Here is a 12,598-nt window from a genome sequence, read left to right on the forward strand (position 1 = left end):
CCCGCACCCGAATGCGAAAAGCGGGCCCGCCCCGGAGGGCGGACCCGCTCACGCGTAAGTCGGGACTCAGGCGTCCTTCGACTCCTCGGTCGCCTCGGCAGCCGTGGCCGCCTCCGCGTCCTTGGCCGCACGCTTGGTCGCGGCCTCGGCCTCACCGGTGGCCTGCTGGGCCACGGTCAGCGCCTCCACCAGCTCGATGACGGCCATGGGAGCGTTGTCGCCACGACGGTTACCGATCTTGGTGATACGGGTGTAGCCACCCGGGCGGTTCTCGAACCGCGGGGCGATCTCCGTGAAGAGCGTGTGCACGACGCTCTTGTCCGAGATCAGCTGCATGACCTGACGGCGGTTGTGAAGGTCGCCCTTCTTCGCCTTGGTCACCAGGCGCTCCGCGTACGGACGCAGACGACGGGCCTTGGCCTCGGTCGTCGTGATGCGGCCGTGCTCGAAGAGCGAGGTGGCCAGGTTGCGCAGCATGAGGCGCTCGTGCGCAGCGCTGCCGCCCAGACGGGCACCCTTGGCGGGCTTCGGCATGGTGTATCTCCTTCTTGGCTGCACCGGCCGTATCAGGTACCGGTGTCAGTTCCCACGAGGCGGCCGCCCCGCGGAAGCATCACACGCGTTTGTGGTCCGGAGCGCGCCCCGGACCACAAACGGTCGAACTCAGTACTGCTCGGTCTCCACGAAACCGGCGTCCGCGTCGTCGTCCGCACCGAACGCGTCGGCGGCGGCGGTCGGGTCGAAGCCGGGAGGCGAGTCCTTCAGCGCCAGGCCCATACCGGCCAGCTTCGCCTTGACCTCGTCGATCGACTTCGCACCGAAGTTGCGGATGTCGAGCAGGTCGGCCTCGGAGCGCGCCACGAGCTCACCCACGGAGTGGATGCCCTCACGCTTGAGGCAGTTGTAGGAGCGGACCGTGAGCTCCAGCTCCTCGATCGGCAGCGCCAGGTCGGCGGCGAGGGCGGCGTCCGTCGGGGACGGGCCCATGTCGATGCCCTCGGCGTCGATGTTGAGCTCGCGCGCCAGACCGAACAGCTCGACCAGGGTCTTGCCGGCGGACGCCATGGCGTCACGCGGGCGCATGGCCTGCTTGGTCTCGACGTCGACGATCAGCTTGTCGAAGTCGGTGCGCTGCTCGACACGGGTCGCCTCGACCTTGTAGGTGACCTTGAGCACGGGGCTGTAGATGGAGTCGACCGGGATACGGCCGATCTCCTGGCCCACCTGCTTGTTCTGGACGGCGGAGACGTAGCCGCGACCGCGCTCGACGGTCAGCTCCATCTCCAGCTTGCCCTTGCCGTTGAGCGTGGCGAGGACCAGGTCCGGGTTGTGCACCTCGACACCGGCCGGGGGCGCGATGTCAGCAGCGGTGACCAGGCCGGGGCCCTGCTTGCGCAGGTACATCACGACCGGCTCGTCGTGCTCCGAGGAGACGACCAGCTGCTTGATGTTGAGGATGAGGTCGGTGACGTCCTCCTTGACGCCCGGCACGGTGGTGAACTCGTGCAGGACACCGTCGATGCGGATGGACGTGACCGCCGCACCCGGAATCGAGGACAGGAGGGTACGGCGCAGGGAGTTGCCGAGGGTGTAGCCGAAGCCCGGCTCCAGCGGCTCGATCACGAACCGGGAGCGGTATTCGTCGACGACCTCTTCGGTCAACGAGGGACGCTGAGCAATCAGCATGGTGTTCGATCCTTCAGTCGTGGACGCCCGCTATTTGACGCCCGCTGTACTGACAAGGGTACGGGCGGCACGGCGCCATCGGCTCCGTACCGCCCCCACCGGTCAGCTCTTACTTGGAGTAGAGCTCAACGATCAGCTGCTCCTGCACCTGGGTGTCGATCACCTGGCGCTCGGGCATGCTGTGCACGAGAATCCGGAGGTTCGAGGGGATCGCTTCCAGCCACGCCGGAACGGTCTTCTCGCCGGCCTCGGCCTTGGCCACCTCGAAGGGGGTCAGGTTCCGAGAGCCCTCGCGGATCTCGATGATGTCGTTCACGGCCACCCGCGCCGACGGAATGTCGGTCTTGCGGCCGTTCACATTGATGTGTCCGTGACGCACCAGCTGACGGGCGTGGTCGCGGGACTTGGCGAAGCCGGCCCGGTAGACCACGTTGTCGAGGCGGGTCTCAAGGATGCGCAGAAGGTTCTCACCGGTCTTGCCGGTCTTCTGGTTCGCTTCCTTGTAGTAGTTCACGAACTGCTTCTCCAGGACACCGTAGATACGGCTGCACTTCTGCTTCTCACGAAGCTGAAGGAGGTACTCGCTGTCCTTGGTGCGCCCGCGACCGTGCTCACCCGGGGGGTAAGGACGGATCTCGATCGGGCACTTCGCGCTCTCGCACTTGCTCCCCTTGAGGAAGAGCTTCTGCTTCTCCCGACGGCAACGCTTGCAGTCGGCCCCGGTGTATCGCGCCATTTTCCAGTTGTCTCCGTTACCTCAGTGCGTCAGACGCGCCGGCGCTTCGGCGGGCGGCATCCGTTGTGCGGAGTGGGGGTGACGTCCTGGATGGAGCCGACCTCCAGGCCGGTCGCCTGGAGCGAACGGATGGCGGTCTCACGACCGGAACCCGGGCCCTTGACGAAGACGTCAACCTTGCGCATGCCGTGCTCCTGCGCGCGGCGGGCGGCCGACTCGGCGGCCATCTGCGCGGCGAAGGGGGTGGACTTGCGCGAGCCCTTGAAGCCGACGTGGCCGGCAGAGGCCCAAGAGATCACGTTGCCCGTGGGGTCCGTGATCGAGACGATCGTGTTGTTGAACGTGCTCTTGATGTGAGCGTGCCCGTGGGCAACGTTCTTCTTCTCCTTGCGGCGCACCTTCTTGGCGCCGGCCGTACGGCCCTTCGGAGGCATTCATTACTCCCGTGGAGGTGGTCGGTCCTACAGCGAAGACCGCTGGTGAGCGTCCTGCTGAGGACTACTTCTTGCCCGGCTTCTTCTTGCCGGCGATCGCGCGACGCGGGCCCTTGCGGGTACGGGCGTTCGTGCTGGTGCGCTGACCGTGCACCGGCAGACCGCGGCGGTGACGCAGACCCTGGTAGCAGCCGATCTCGACCTTGCGGCGGATGTCGGCCTGGATCTCGCGACGGAGGTCACCCTCGGTCTTGAGGTTGTTGTCCACGTACTCGCGGATCTTGACGAGGTCTTCCTCGGCCAGGTCGCGAACACGGGTGTTCGGGTCCACGCCGGTGGCGGCGAGAGTCTGCTGCGAGAGCGTCCGCCCGATACCGAAGACGTAGGTGAGGGCGACCTCCACACGCTTTTCGCGCGGGAGATCAACGCCTGCGAGGCGTGCCATTGATGTGGCTCCTGATGGCTATACGGAGGTCTTCCGCAGCACCGTTCCCGTAAGACTCTGCAGAATTACGAGCCGGGTCCCCGGCCTCCGAGCCGAGGGTGTCGTCCCCGCGCACGTGATGCGGGGGTCGGGTGACTGCGTATGTACGTGTGCTTGCGTCGCGCGAAAACTGCGAAATGCAGGTGGTCGGCGTGCGTCAGCCCTGGCGCTGCTTGTGGCGCAGGTTGTCGCAGATGACCATGACCCGGCCGTGGCGGCGGATCACCTTGCACTTGTCGCAGATCTTCTTGACGCTCGGCTTGACCTTCATGGGATGTGAGGTTCTCCGGGTCAGTGCCGTCACCCCACGGGAGCGGGGCGGCGACAAGATCTACTTGTAGCGGTAGACGATCCGGCCACGCGTCAGGTCGTACGGAGAAAGCTCCACCACGACCCGGTCATCGGGGAGGATGCGGATGTAGTGCATCCGCATCTTGCCGCTGATGTGCGCGAGGACCTTGTGACCGTTCTGGAGCTCCACCTTGAACATGGCGTTCGGGAGGGACTCGATCACGGTGCCCTCGATCTCGATGGCACCTTGCTTCTTGGCCACGCTTCGCCCTTCGAATCGGCTACCTTGATCGACTATCCCGCACCAAGCCCTCGACCAAGAGGGCATACGGATGCACGAGAGCCGACGCGTCAGTCTACGCCAGCGTCCAGGAAAAGACGAATCCAGGATTATTGCCCATCGGGCGTGATCCTTACGCCAGGGCGGCGGGGCCGGCTCACACCAGGGCCGCGGGCCCGGCTCAGGCCAGGGGGTCGGGCGCCGCCGTGATCCCCAGTTCGGCGAGCTTGGCCCTGCCGCCGTCCGGCGCGGTCAGCACCAGCGGGCCGTCCTCGGTCAGCGCGACCGAGTGCTCCCAGTGCGAGGACCAGCTGCCGTCGTTCGACTTGACCGTCCAGTCGTCCTCGAGGACGTGGGTCTTGGCCGTGCCGAGGTTCACCATCGGCTCGATCGCGATGCAGAAGCCGGGCACCAGCTTCGGGCCGCGGCCGCGCTTGCGGTCGACGTAGTTCAGCAGATGCGGGTCCATGTGCATCTGCGAGCCGATGCCGTGGCCGCCATAGTCCTCGACGATGCCGTACTTACCGCCGGCCGGGCGCGGCTGGCGGCGGATGTAGCCCTCGATCGCCCGGGAGATGTCCACCAGGCGGTTGCCCTTGGCCACCGCCGCGATGCCCGCCCACATCGACTCCTCGGTGACCCGGCTCAGCTCGACCAGCTCCGCCGAGTGACCGGACCCGACGAAGGCGGTGTACGCCGCGTCGCCGTGCCAGCCGTCGATGATCGCGCCGCAGTCGATGGAGATGATGTCGCCGTTCTGGAGCACCGTGCCGTCGGGGATGCCGTGGACCACGACATCGTTGACCGAGGTGCAGATCGTGGCGGGGAAGCCGCCGTAACCGAGGAAGTTCGACTTCGCTCCGTGTTCGGCGAGCACCTTGCGGGCCGCGTCGTCCAGGTCCTTGGTCGTGGCGCCCGGCACCGCGGCCTTGCGGGTCGCCGCGTGAATGGCGGCGACCACCAGTCCCGCCTCGCGCATCTTCGCGATCTGCTCGGGGGTCTTGATCTCCACCATGACGGCTGGCGCCTTTCCTGAACCGACTACAACGCTTCTGCGGCGGTCGTCCGACCACCCCGTACACGATACGGCCGCGGTACCCGTTGCGGGCACCGCGGCCGTAGGGACGCTGTGTGCTGTTACGCGTCGCGGGGCGGCAGAGCCGCCATCGCACGCTGGGTGACCTCGTCGACCTTCCCCATCGCGGGGATGTCCACCACCAGGCCCTGGGCCTTGTAGTAGTCGATGATCGGCTCGGTCTCCGTGTGGTAGACCTCCAGGCGCTTGCGGACGGTCTCCTCACGGTCGTCGTCCCGCTGGTACAGCTCGCCGCCGCAGACGTCACAGACGCCCTCGGCCTTCGGCTTGTTGTACTCGGCGTGGAAGACGTGGCTGCTGTCGTTGCGGCAGATGCGCCGGCCGGCGATCCGCTTGACGACCTCGTCCTCGGGGACCTCCAGGTCCAGGACGGCATCCAGCTTGAGGTGGTTGTCCTTGAGGTACTCGTCCAGCGCCTTGGCCTGGCCCAGGTTGCGGGGGAAGCCGTCCAGGAGGAAGCCGTCGGCCGCGTCGGGCTGCTCCATGCGGTCCTCGGCCATGCCGATCGTGACCGAGTCGGGCACCAGGTTGCCGGCGTCCATGTACGACTTCGCCTCGACACCCAGGGGCGTGCCCTGGCTGATGTTGGCGCGGAACAGGTCCCCCGTGGAGATGTGCGGGATCGCGAGGTTCTTGGCAAGGTACGCAGCCTGCGTACCCTTGCCGGCCCCCGGAGGTCCGACGAGGACGATTCGCATCAGCGGAGGAACCCTTCGTAGTTGCGCTGCTGAAGCTGGCTCTCGATCTGCTTCACGGTCTCCAGGCCCACACCCACGATGATGAGGATGCTCGTCCCGCCGAACGGGAAGTTCTGGTTCGCGTTGAAAAGCACCAACGCCACTGTTGGTACGAGCGCGATCAGCCCCAGGTACAGCGAGCCCGGCCACGTGATCCGGTTGAGCACGTAGCTGAGGTACTCGGCCGTCGGGCGACCAGCCCGGATACCCGGGATGAAGCCACCATACTTCTTCATGTTGTCGGCAACTTCTTCGGGGTTGAAGCTGATGGCCACGTAGAAGAAGGCGAAGAACACGATCAGCAGGAAGTACGTAACGATGTAAACCGGGTGATTTCCCTTGGTGAAGTTGGTGGCGATCCACGTCGCCCATGCCGCCTTCGACCCGCTGAACTGTGCGATGAGGGCTGGAATGTAGAGCAGCGATGACGCGAAGATGACAGGAATCACACCTGCCTGGTTCACCTTGAGCGGGATGTAAGTGGACGTACCGCCATAGGACCGGCGGCCGATCATCCGCTTCGCGTACTGCACCGGAATGCGCCGCTGGGCCTGCTCGACGAAGACCACCAGGGCGACCATCGCCAGACCCACCGCGATGACCGCGAGGAACTCGATCCAGCCGTCGGCCAGCTTGCCCTGGAGCTTGATCTGCCACAGCGCGCCCGGGAAGCCCGCGGCGATCGAGATGAACATCAGGATCGACATGCCGTTGCCGATACCGCGGTCGGTGACGAGCTCACCGAGCCACATGATCAGGCCGGTGCCGGCGGTCATCGTGATGACCATGGTGATGGTGGTGAAGATCGAGTCGCTGGGCACGATCTCGCTGGCGACCGGGCAGCTCTGGAAGAGCGCACCGCTGCGGGCGGTGGCCACCAGGCCGGTGCCCTGCAGGATGGCGAGCGCCACGGTCAGGTAGCGGGTGTACTGGGTGATCTTCGCCTGGCCGGACTGCCCCTCTTTCTTGAGGGCCTCCAGTCGCGGGATCACCACGGTCAGCAGCTGGAGGATGATGCTCGCCGTGATGTACGGCATGATCCCCAGCGCGAAGATCGTGATCTGCAGCAGCGCACCACCGCTGAACATGTTCACCAGGGCGAACAACCCGCTGTTTCCGCCGGCCTGCTTCATGCAGGTCTCGACGTTCGCGTAATTCACCCCGGGGACCGGAACATGCGCGCCGATCCGGTAGAGCACGATGATGCCCAATGTGAACAGCAGCTTCTTGCGCAGGTCGGGCGTCTTGAACGCTCGGGCGAACGCGGTGAGCACGGTGCCTCCTGCGCCTCCCGCCTGTGCGAGAGGTGACGGTCTTGAGGATCGACGAAATAGTTAGCGGCCAAAACCGCACGGGCACGGCCCGTACGGCGAGCGTCCGGGCACCGGGCCCGGACAAAACAACACTGCACGCCACCTTACCGGCGACCGTACCCCCTTGGAACGACCAACCGGGGATGCCCCAATCACTGGGCATCCCCGGTCAGTTGAACCAGCGAACTCAGATGAGCTCGGTGACGGTGCCGCCGGCAGCGGCGATCTTCTCCTTGGCGGAGCCGGAAACGGCGTCAACCGAAACCTGCAGCGCCACGGAGATCTCGCCCTGGCCCAGGACCTTGACGAGCTCGTTCTTGCGCACCGCGCCCTTGGCAATCAGGTCGGCCACCGTGACCTCGCCACCCTGCGGGTAGAGCTCGGCCAGCTTGGCCAGGTTCACGACCTGGAACTGCTTGTGGGCGGGGTTCTTGAAGCCCTTCAGCTTCGGGAGGCGCATGTGGAGGGGCATCTGCCCACCCTCGAAGCGCTCCGGAACCTGGTAACGGGCCTTCGTGCCCTTGGTACCACGACCAGCGGTCTTACCCTTGGACGCCTCACCACGACCGACACGGGTCTTGGCGGTCTTGGCGCCCGGGGCGGGCCGGAGGTTGTGGACCTTCAGCGGGTTGTTCTCCGCCATGTCAGTCGACCTCCTCAACCGTCACGAGGTGGCGGACGGTCTGCACCATGCCGCGGAACTCGGGGCGGTCCTCCTTGACAACCACGTCGTTGAGCCGCTTGAGGCCCAGCGAACGGAGGGTGTCGCGGTGGTTCTGCTTGCTACCGATGTAGGACTTCGTCTGCGTGATCTTGAGGTGCGCCATTACGCGGTCACCCCGGCACGCGCCCGCAGCAGAGCGGCGGGGGCAACGTCCTCCAGCGGCAGGCCACGACGGGCCGCGATCTCCTCGGGGCGCTGCAGGCCCTGAAGCGCGGTCACCGTGGCGTGCACGATGTTGATCGGGTTCGACGAACCGAGCGACTTGCTCAGCACGTCGTGAATGCCCGCGCACTCCAGAACGGCACGCACGGGGCCACCGGCGATCACACCGGTACCGGGGGAAGCCGGCTTGAGCAGGACGACGCCCGCAGCCTTCTCGCCCTGGATGGGGTGAGTGATGGTGCCCTGAATACGGGGGACCTTGAAGAAGTTCTTCTTGGCCTCTTCCACGCCCTTGGCGATGGCAGCCGGAACTTCCTTGGCCTTGCCGTAACCGACACCTACGGTGCCGTCACCGTCGCCCACCACGACCAGCGCGGTGAAGCTGAAGCGACGGCCACCCTTGACAACCTTGGCGACACGGTTGATCGCGACAACGCGCTCAACGTATGCGGTCTTCTCGGCGGCAGCGCCACCGTCGCGACCCTTCCGGTCCCGCCGCTCGCCGCCACCGGCACCGCTCCCGCGGCGCTGGGGTCCAGCCATTGGATTTACCTCTCTCTGTTACGTCCGCTAGCTCCGGAACCGGGGCTTAGAACTTCAGCCCGGCTTCGCGGGCGGCGTCGGCCAGAGCGGCAATCCGCCCGGCGTACTGCTTGCCACCACGGTCGAACACGACGGCCTCGACACCGGCGGCCTTGGCACGCTCGGCAACCAGGGAACCGACCTGCTTGGCCTGAGCGCTCTTGTCGCCCTCGCCACCACGAATCGAGGCGTCCAGGGTCGACGCCGACGCGAGCGTGTGGCCCGCGATGTCGTCGATGACCTGCGCCGTGATGCCACGGTTGGTCCGCGTCACCACGAGACGCGGACGCTCCGGGGTACCCGAAATCCGCTTACGGATGCGGATGTGGCGACGCTTAGCGGCGGCGCGCTTGTAGGCGTCACCCTTAGCGATCTTCACACCGTATGCCATGGCTTACTTACCAGCCTTTCCGACCTTGCGGCGGATGACCTCGCCGGCGTACTTGACGCCCTTGGCCTTGTACGGGTCAGGCTTGCGCAGCTTACGGATGTTCGCCGCCACCTCGCCGACCTTCTGCTTGTCGATGCCCTCGACGCTGAGCTTGGTGGGCGACTCGACCTTGAAGGAGATCCCCTCGGGGGCCTCGACCAGGATCGGGTGGCTGTAGCCCAGGGAGAACTCCAGGCTGGAGCCCTTCGCCTGGACGCGGTAACCGACACCGCTGATCTCGAGCGCCTTGCTGTAGCCCTGGGTCACGCCGGTGATCATGTTCGCCACCAGCGTGCGGGACAGGCCGTGCAGGGCCTTGTTCTGACGCTCGTCGTTCGGGCGGACAACGTTGATCACGCCGTCCTCACCCTTGGCGACCTCGATGGGCGCCGCGACGGTGTGCGAGAGGGAACCCTTGGGGCCCTTCACCGCGACCGTACGGCCCTCGATGGTGACGTCCACACCAGCGGGAACCTGGATGGGCAGCTTGCCAATACGCGACATTAGCTATTCCTCCGTTCCCTGGTTACCAGACGTAGGCGAGGACTTCCCCACCCACGCCCTTCTTGCTGGCCTGCTGACCGGTCAGGAGACCGTGGGACGTGGAGATGATCGCCACGCCCAGGCCGCCGAGGACCTTCGGCAGGTTGGTGGACTTTGCGTAGACCCGGAGGCCCGGCTTCGAGATCCGCTTGATGCCGGCGATCGAGCGCTCGCGGTTCGGGCCGAACTTCAGCTCGAGGACGAGGTTCTTGCCAACCTCGGCGTCCTCGACGCGCCAGCCGGTGATGTAACCCTCCTGCTGGAGGATCTCCGCGATGTGCGACTTGATCTTGCTGTGCGGCATCACGACGGTGTCGTGGTACGCCGAGTTCGCGTTCCGCAGACGGGTCAGCATGTCTGCGATGGGATCAGTCATGGTCATGAATTGGCCTTCGGCCTCTCTCGCCGGGGTTTCCTATGTGCGCCATCCCTCTCCCCGATCAGAGTCGGGACGGGTGCGGCGCGGGGACCTACGGCGTAGTAAGCGACTTTATGCGGGCACGGCCCGCGGTCGGTCTCGGGCGGCGGTGCGCCCAAACCCCTCTACCCTACGGGAAAGGAGGAGTGGACGCCCGCCGACCGAATGCTTACCGAGAGCCCTGGTCGTCCCAATGAAGGGATTACCAGGAGCTCTTGGTCACGCCCGGCAGCTCTCCACGGTGAGCCATCTCACGAAGGCACACGCGGCACAGGCCGAACTTGCGGTAAACGGAGTGCGGGCGGCCGCAGCGCTGGCAGCGCGTGTACGCACGCACACCGAACTTCGGCTTGCGAGCAGCCTTGGCAATCAGAGCCTTCTTCGCCATCTCGCTCACGCCTCCTTGAACGGGAAGCCGAGGTGACGAAGGAGGGCCCGGCCCTCGTCGTCGTTGGTCGCCGTGGTGACCACGGTGATGTCCATACCCCGGGTACGGTCGATCTTGTCCTGGTCGATCTCGTGGAACATGACCTGCTCCGTGAGACCGAAGGTGTAGTTGCCCCGGCCGTCGAACTGCTTCGGGGACAGACCACGGAAGTCGCGGATGCGCGGCAGCGCGAGCGACAGCAGGCGGTCCAGGAACTCCCACATGCGGTCACCGCGGAGGGTGACGTGGGCGCCGATCGGCTGACCCTCACGCAGCTTGAACTGCGCGATGGACTTCCGGGCCTTGGTGACGGCCGGCTTCTGGCCGGTGATCGTGGTGAGGTCCTTGATGGCGCCCTCGATCAGCTTGGAGTCGCGGGCGGCGTCGCCCACACCCATGTTGACCACGATCTTGGTCAGACCGGGGATCTGCATGACGTTCTCGTAGGAGAACTCGTCCTTCAGCTTCCCGGCGATCTCTTCGCGGTAGCGCGTCTTGAGACGCGGCGCGTTGGTGGTGGCAGTCATCAGATGTCCTCACCGGTCCGCTTGGCAACGCGGATCTTGTTGCCCTCGTCGTCGAAGCGGTACCCGACGCGGGTGACGACCTTGTTGCCGTCCTTCTCCACGACCAGCTGAACGTTGCTGACGTGGATGGGGGCCTCGGTCGTCACGATGCCGCCGGTCTTCGACCCACGAGCGGTCTGTCCGGCCTTGGTGTGCTTCTTGACCCGGTTGACACCCTCGACCAGGACGCGGTCCTCGCGGGGGAAGGCCTGGATGACCTTGCCCTGCTTGCCCTTGTCCTTACCGGTGATGACCTGGACCAGGTCGCCCTTCTTGATCTTCATCGGTTACAGCACCTCCGGCGCGAGCGAGATGATCTTCATGAACTTCTTCTCGCGCAGTTCCCGGCCCACCGGGCCGAAGATGCGGGTGCCGCGGGGGTCGCCATCGTTCTTGAGGATGACGGCCGCGTTCTCGTCGAAGCGGATGTACGAGCCGTCGGGACGGCGGCGCTCCTTGACGGTCCGAACGATGACCGCCTTGATGACGTCACCCTTCTTCACGTTGCCACCGGGGATCGCATCCTTCACGGTGGCGACGATGACGTCACCGATGCCCGCGTAGCGGCGACCGGAACCACCGAGAACACGGATGCAAAGGATTTCCTTCGCACCAGTGTTGTCGGCGACACGCAGTCGCGACTCCTGCTGGATCACGTCTATCTCCTGAATGTCTGCCGGTTCCCGGCGAGAAGCGCGAGTGCCTCGCGCTTCTCGCCGAGCCTGGCGGAACTGCTCCTAGGGCGTACCCCTAGGAGGGATTACTTGGCCTTCTCGAGGATCTCGACGATGCGCCAGCGCTTGCTGGCGGACAGCGGCCGGGTCTCCATCAGGAGGACGCGGTCGCCGACGCCGGCAGCGTTCTGCTCGTCGTGCGCCTTGAGCTTGTTGGTACGGCGGATGACCTTGCCGTACAGCGCGTGCTTGACACGGTCCTCGACAGCGACGACGACGGTCTTGTCCATCTTGTCGCTGACGACGAGACCCTCACGGGTCTTGCGGAAACCGCGCTCGTTCGTCTCAGTCACATTCTTCTCGCTCATCAGGCGCTCTCCACCGTCTCGATGCCCAGCTCGCGCTCACGCATCAGGGTGTAGATCCGGGCGATGTCCTTACGGACGGACTTGAGCCGACCGTGGTTCTCAAGCTGTCCGGTCGCCGCCTGGAAGCGGAGGTTGAACAGCTCCTCCTTGGCCTCACGAAGCTTTCCGACGAGGTCCTCGTCATTCAGCTCGCGCAGCTCGGTCGCCTTGGTACCGGCCGCCATCACGACTCACCTGCCTCGCGCCGCACGATGCGGCACTTCATCGGAAGCTTGTGGGCGGCGCGGGTCAGCGCCTCCTTGGCAACCTTTTCGTTCGGGAAGGACAGCTCGAACATCACCCGACCGGGCTTGACGTTCGCGACCCACCACTCCGGAGAACCCTTACCGGAACCCATGCGGGTCTCGGCCGGCTTCTTCGTCAGCGGACGGTCGGGGTAGATGTTGATCCACACCTTGCCGCCACGCTTGATGTGACGGGTCATGGCAATACGAGCGGACTCGATCTGCCGGTTCGTCACGTAGGCCGGGGTGACGGCCTGGATTCCGTACTCACCGAAGGCCAGCTCGGTGCCACCCTTGGCCATGCCGTTGCGCTTCGGGTGGTGCTGCTTGCGGTGCTTGACCCTGCGAGGGATCAGCATGTCG

Annotated in this window: 23 protein-coding genes; all 23 read right to left on the reverse strand. The window is 65.6% G+C overall.

All coding sequences use genetic code 11. The annotated features are described in order from the left end of the window. Positions 1–66: 66 nt before the first annotated feature. Positions 67–534, reverse strand: a complete 468-nt coding sequence (gene rplQ, locus ACGFN2_RS29080) for a 50S ribosomal protein L17 (RefSeq protein WP_030074813.1) — start codon at positions 532–534, stop codon at positions 67–69. A gap of 129 nt (positions 535–663) precedes the next feature. Beyond that, positions 664–1,686, reverse strand: a complete 1,023-nt coding sequence (locus ACGFN2_RS29085) for a DNA-directed RNA polymerase subunit alpha (protein ID WP_003956430.1) — start codon at positions 1,684–1,686, stop codon at positions 664–666. A 109-nt stretch (positions 1,687–1,795) separates the two neighbouring features. Beyond that, positions 1,796–2,422 (reverse strand): 30S ribosomal protein S4, encoded by a 627-nt coding sequence (gene rpsD / locus ACGFN2_RS29090; protein WP_362605959.1) that lies wholly within the window; start codon positions 2,420–2,422, stop codon positions 1,796–1,798. A 29-nt stretch (positions 2,423–2,451) separates the two neighbouring features. Further along, positions 2,452–2,856 carry a 30S ribosomal protein S11 gene (gene rpsK / locus ACGFN2_RS29095; protein WP_004571845.1) on the reverse strand — a complete coding sequence of 135 codons (405 nt, stop codon included), beginning with the start codon at positions 2,854–2,856 and terminating at the stop codon, positions 2,452–2,454. A gap of 64 nt (positions 2,857–2,920) precedes the next feature. Then, on the reverse strand, positions 2,921–3,301 hold the full coding sequence (gene rpsM / locus ACGFN2_RS29100) for a 30S ribosomal protein S13 (RefSeq protein WP_100604412.1): 381 nt from the start codon (positions 3,299–3,301) through the stop codon (positions 2,921–2,923). Positions 3,302–3,497: 196 nt separating this feature from the next. Continuing rightward, positions 3,498–3,611 (reverse strand): 50S ribosomal protein L36, encoded by a 114-nt coding sequence (rpmJ, locus tag ACGFN2_RS29105; RefSeq protein ID WP_003956441.1) that lies wholly within the window; start codon positions 3,609–3,611, stop codon positions 3,498–3,500. 60 nt (positions 3,612–3,671) lie between these two features. Next, positions 3,672–3,893, reverse strand: coding sequence for a translation initiation factor IF-1 (gene infA, locus ACGFN2_RS29110; RefSeq protein WP_003956442.1), 222 nt, complete (start codon positions 3,891–3,893; stop codon positions 3,672–3,674). A 199-nt stretch (positions 3,894–4,092) separates the two neighbouring features. Continuing rightward, positions 4,093–4,926, reverse strand: a complete 834-nt coding sequence (gene map / locus ACGFN2_RS29115) for a type I methionyl aminopeptidase (protein WP_393365508.1) — start codon at positions 4,924–4,926, stop codon at positions 4,093–4,095. 122 nt (positions 4,927–5,048) lie between these two features. Beyond that, positions 5,049–5,705, reverse strand: a complete 657-nt coding sequence (locus ACGFN2_RS29120; RefSeq protein WP_362605952.1) for an adenylate kinase — start codon at positions 5,703–5,705, stop codon at positions 5,049–5,051. Further along, complete coding sequence (gene secY / locus ACGFN2_RS29125) at positions 5,705–7,018, reverse strand: preprotein translocase subunit SecY (protein WP_362605951.1); 1,314 nt, start codon at positions 7,016–7,018, stop codon at positions 5,705–5,707. Before secY ends, ACGFN2_RS29120 begins: the two co-directional genes overlap by 1 nt. A 226-nt stretch (positions 7,019–7,244) precedes the next feature. Then, a complete protein-coding gene (rplO, locus tag ACGFN2_RS29130) occupies positions 7,245–7,700 on the reverse strand; it encodes a 50S ribosomal protein L15 (protein ID WP_362605948.1) in 456 nt (151 codons plus the stop codon). A 1-nt stretch (position 7,701) separates the two neighbouring features. Beyond that, positions 7,702–7,884 carry a 50S ribosomal protein L30 gene (gene rpmD, locus ACGFN2_RS29135; RefSeq protein ID WP_362605945.1) on the reverse strand — a complete coding sequence of 61 codons (183 nt, stop codon included), beginning with the start codon at positions 7,882–7,884 and terminating at the stop codon, positions 7,702–7,704. Beyond that, entirely contained in the window at positions 7,884–8,486 is a 603-nt protein-coding gene (gene rpsE, locus ACGFN2_RS29140; protein ID WP_362605942.1) for a 30S ribosomal protein S5, read from the reverse strand. Before rpsE ends, rpmD begins: the two co-directional genes overlap by 1 nt. A 46-nt stretch (positions 8,487–8,532) precedes the next feature. Continuing rightward, positions 8,533–8,916 (reverse strand): 50S ribosomal protein L18, encoded by a 384-nt coding sequence (rplR, locus tag ACGFN2_RS29145; protein ID WP_018090893.1) that lies wholly within the window; start codon positions 8,914–8,916, stop codon positions 8,533–8,535. A gap of 3 nt (positions 8,917–8,919) precedes the next feature. Further along, on the reverse strand, positions 8,920–9,459 hold the full coding sequence (gene rplF, locus ACGFN2_RS29150) for a 50S ribosomal protein L6 (RefSeq protein WP_362605938.1): 540 nt from the start codon (positions 9,457–9,459) through the stop codon (positions 8,920–8,922). A gap of 22 nt (positions 9,460–9,481) precedes the next feature. Next, entirely contained in the window at positions 9,482–9,880 is a 399-nt protein-coding gene (rpsH, locus tag ACGFN2_RS29155; protein ID WP_006604885.1) for a 30S ribosomal protein S8, read from the reverse strand. 238 nt (positions 9,881–10,118) lie between these two features. Continuing rightward, positions 10,119–10,304, reverse strand: coding sequence for a type Z 30S ribosomal protein S14 (locus ACGFN2_RS29160; protein WP_003956452.1), 186 nt, complete (start codon positions 10,302–10,304; stop codon positions 10,119–10,121). Between the two features lie 5 nt (positions 10,305–10,309). Beyond that, on the reverse strand, positions 10,310–10,870 hold the full coding sequence (gene rplE, locus ACGFN2_RS29165) for a 50S ribosomal protein L5 (RefSeq protein WP_018090895.1): 561 nt from the start codon (positions 10,868–10,870) through the stop codon (positions 10,310–10,312). Continuing rightward, the gene (rplX, locus tag ACGFN2_RS29170) at positions 10,870–11,193 is read right to left on the reverse strand and encodes a 50S ribosomal protein L24 (RefSeq protein ID WP_030062892.1); all 324 of its coding nucleotides are present in this window, start codon (positions 11,191–11,193) and stop codon (positions 10,870–10,872) included. Before rplX ends, rplE begins: the two co-directional genes overlap by 1 nt. A 3-nt stretch (positions 11,194–11,196) precedes the next feature. After that, positions 11,197–11,565: a 50S ribosomal protein L14 gene (rplN, locus tag ACGFN2_RS29175; protein ID WP_003992364.1), complete on the reverse strand. Its 369-nt coding sequence runs from the start codon at positions 11,563–11,565 to the stop codon at positions 11,197–11,199. A gap of 104 nt (positions 11,566–11,669) precedes the next feature. Then, positions 11,670–11,951 (reverse strand): 30S ribosomal protein S17, encoded by a 282-nt coding sequence (gene rpsQ, locus ACGFN2_RS29180; protein ID WP_030589651.1) that lies wholly within the window; start codon positions 11,949–11,951, stop codon positions 11,670–11,672. Next, the gene (gene rpmC, locus ACGFN2_RS29185) at positions 11,951–12,175 is read right to left on the reverse strand and encodes a 50S ribosomal protein L29 (RefSeq protein WP_018090896.1); all 225 of its coding nucleotides are present in this window, start codon (positions 12,173–12,175) and stop codon (positions 11,951–11,953) included. The genes rpsQ and rpmC overlap by 1 nt, the downstream gene beginning before the upstream one ends. Beyond that, positions 12,175–12,594, reverse strand: coding sequence for a 50S ribosomal protein L16 (gene rplP, locus ACGFN2_RS29190; protein WP_004571829.1), 420 nt, complete (start codon positions 12,592–12,594; stop codon positions 12,175–12,177). The genes rpmC and rplP overlap by 1 nt, the downstream gene beginning before the upstream one ends. Between the last annotated feature and the right edge of the window lie 4 nt (positions 12,595–12,598).

The sequence above is a fragment of the Streptomyces sp. NPDC048612 genome (assembly GCF_043199295.1).
GTDB lineage: Bacteria > Actinomycetota > Actinomycetes > Streptomycetales > Streptomycetaceae > Streptomyces.

Bases quoted from the DNA above. Each gene is read 5' to 3' on its own strand.
- rplQ (WP_030074813.1), bottom strand. From the start codon at position 534: ATGCCGAAGCCCGCCAAGGGTGCCCGTCTGGGCGGCAGCGCTGCGCAC.
- ACGFN2_RS29085 (WP_003956430.1), bottom strand. From the start codon at position 1,686: ATGCTGATTGCTCAGCGTCCCTCGTTGACCGAAGAGGTCGTCGACGAA.
- rpsD (WP_362605959.1), bottom strand. From the start codon at position 2,422: ATGGCGCGATACACCGGGGCCGACTGCAAGCGTTGCCGTCGGGAGAAG.
- rpsK (WP_004571845.1), bottom strand. From the start codon at position 2,856: ATGCCTCCGAAGGGCCGTACGGCCGGCGCCAAGAAGGTGCGCCGCAAG.
- rpsM (WP_100604412.1), bottom strand. From the start codon at position 3,301: ATGGCACGCCTCGCAGGCGTTGATCTCCCGCGCGAAAAGCGTGTGGAG.
- rpmJ (WP_003956441.1), bottom strand. From the start codon at position 3,611: ATGAAGGTCAAGCCGAGCGTCAAGAAGATCTGCGACAAGTGCAAGGTG.
- map (WP_393365508.1), bottom strand. From the start codon at position 4,926: ATGGTGGAGATCAAGACCCCCGAGCAGATCGCGAAGATGCGCGAGGCG.
- ACGFN2_RS29120 (WP_362605952.1), bottom strand. From the start codon at position 5,705: ATGCGAATCGTCCTCGTCGGACCTCCGGGGGCCGGCAAGGGTACGCAG.
- rplO (WP_362605948.1), bottom strand. From the start codon at position 7,700: ATGGCGGAGAACAACCCGCTGAAGGTCCACAACCTCCGGCCCGCCCCG.
- rpmD (WP_362605945.1), bottom strand. From the start codon at position 7,884: ATGGCGCACCTCAAGATCACGCAGACGAAGTCCTACATCGGTAGCAAG.
- rpsE (WP_362605942.1), bottom strand. From the start codon at position 8,486: ATGGCTGGACCCCAGCGCCGCGGGAGCGGTGCCGGTGGCGGCGAGCGG.
- rplR (WP_018090893.1), bottom strand. From the start codon at position 8,916: ATGGCATACGGTGTGAAGATCGCTAAGGGTGACGCCTACAAGCGCGCC.
- rplF (WP_362605938.1), bottom strand. From the start codon at position 9,459: ATGTCGCGTATTGGCAAGCTGCCCATCCAGGTTCCCGCTGGTGTGGAC.
- rpsH (WP_006604885.1), bottom strand. From the start codon at position 9,880: ATGACCATGACTGATCCCATCGCAGACATGCTGACCCGTCTGCGGAAC.
- ACGFN2_RS29160 (WP_003956452.1), bottom strand. From the start codon at position 10,304: ATGGCGAAGAAGGCTCTGATTGCCAAGGCTGCTCGCAAGCCGAAGTTC.
- rplE (WP_018090895.1), bottom strand. From the start codon at position 10,870: ATGACTGCCACCACCAACGCGCCGCGTCTCAAGACGCGCTACCGCGAA.
- rplX (WP_030062892.1), bottom strand. From the start codon at position 11,193: ATGAAGATCAAGAAGGGCGACCTGGTCCAGGTCATCACCGGTAAGGAC.
- rpsQ (WP_030589651.1), bottom strand. From the start codon at position 11,951: ATGAGCGAGAAGAATGTGACTGAGACGAACGAGCGCGGTTTCCGCAAG.
- rpmC (WP_018090896.1), bottom strand. From the start codon at position 12,175: ATGGCGGCCGGTACCAAGGCGACCGAGCTGCGCGAGCTGAATGACGAG.
- rplP (WP_004571829.1), bottom strand. From the start codon at position 12,594: ATGCTGATCCCTCGCAGGGTCAAGCACCGCAAGCAGCACCACCCGAAG.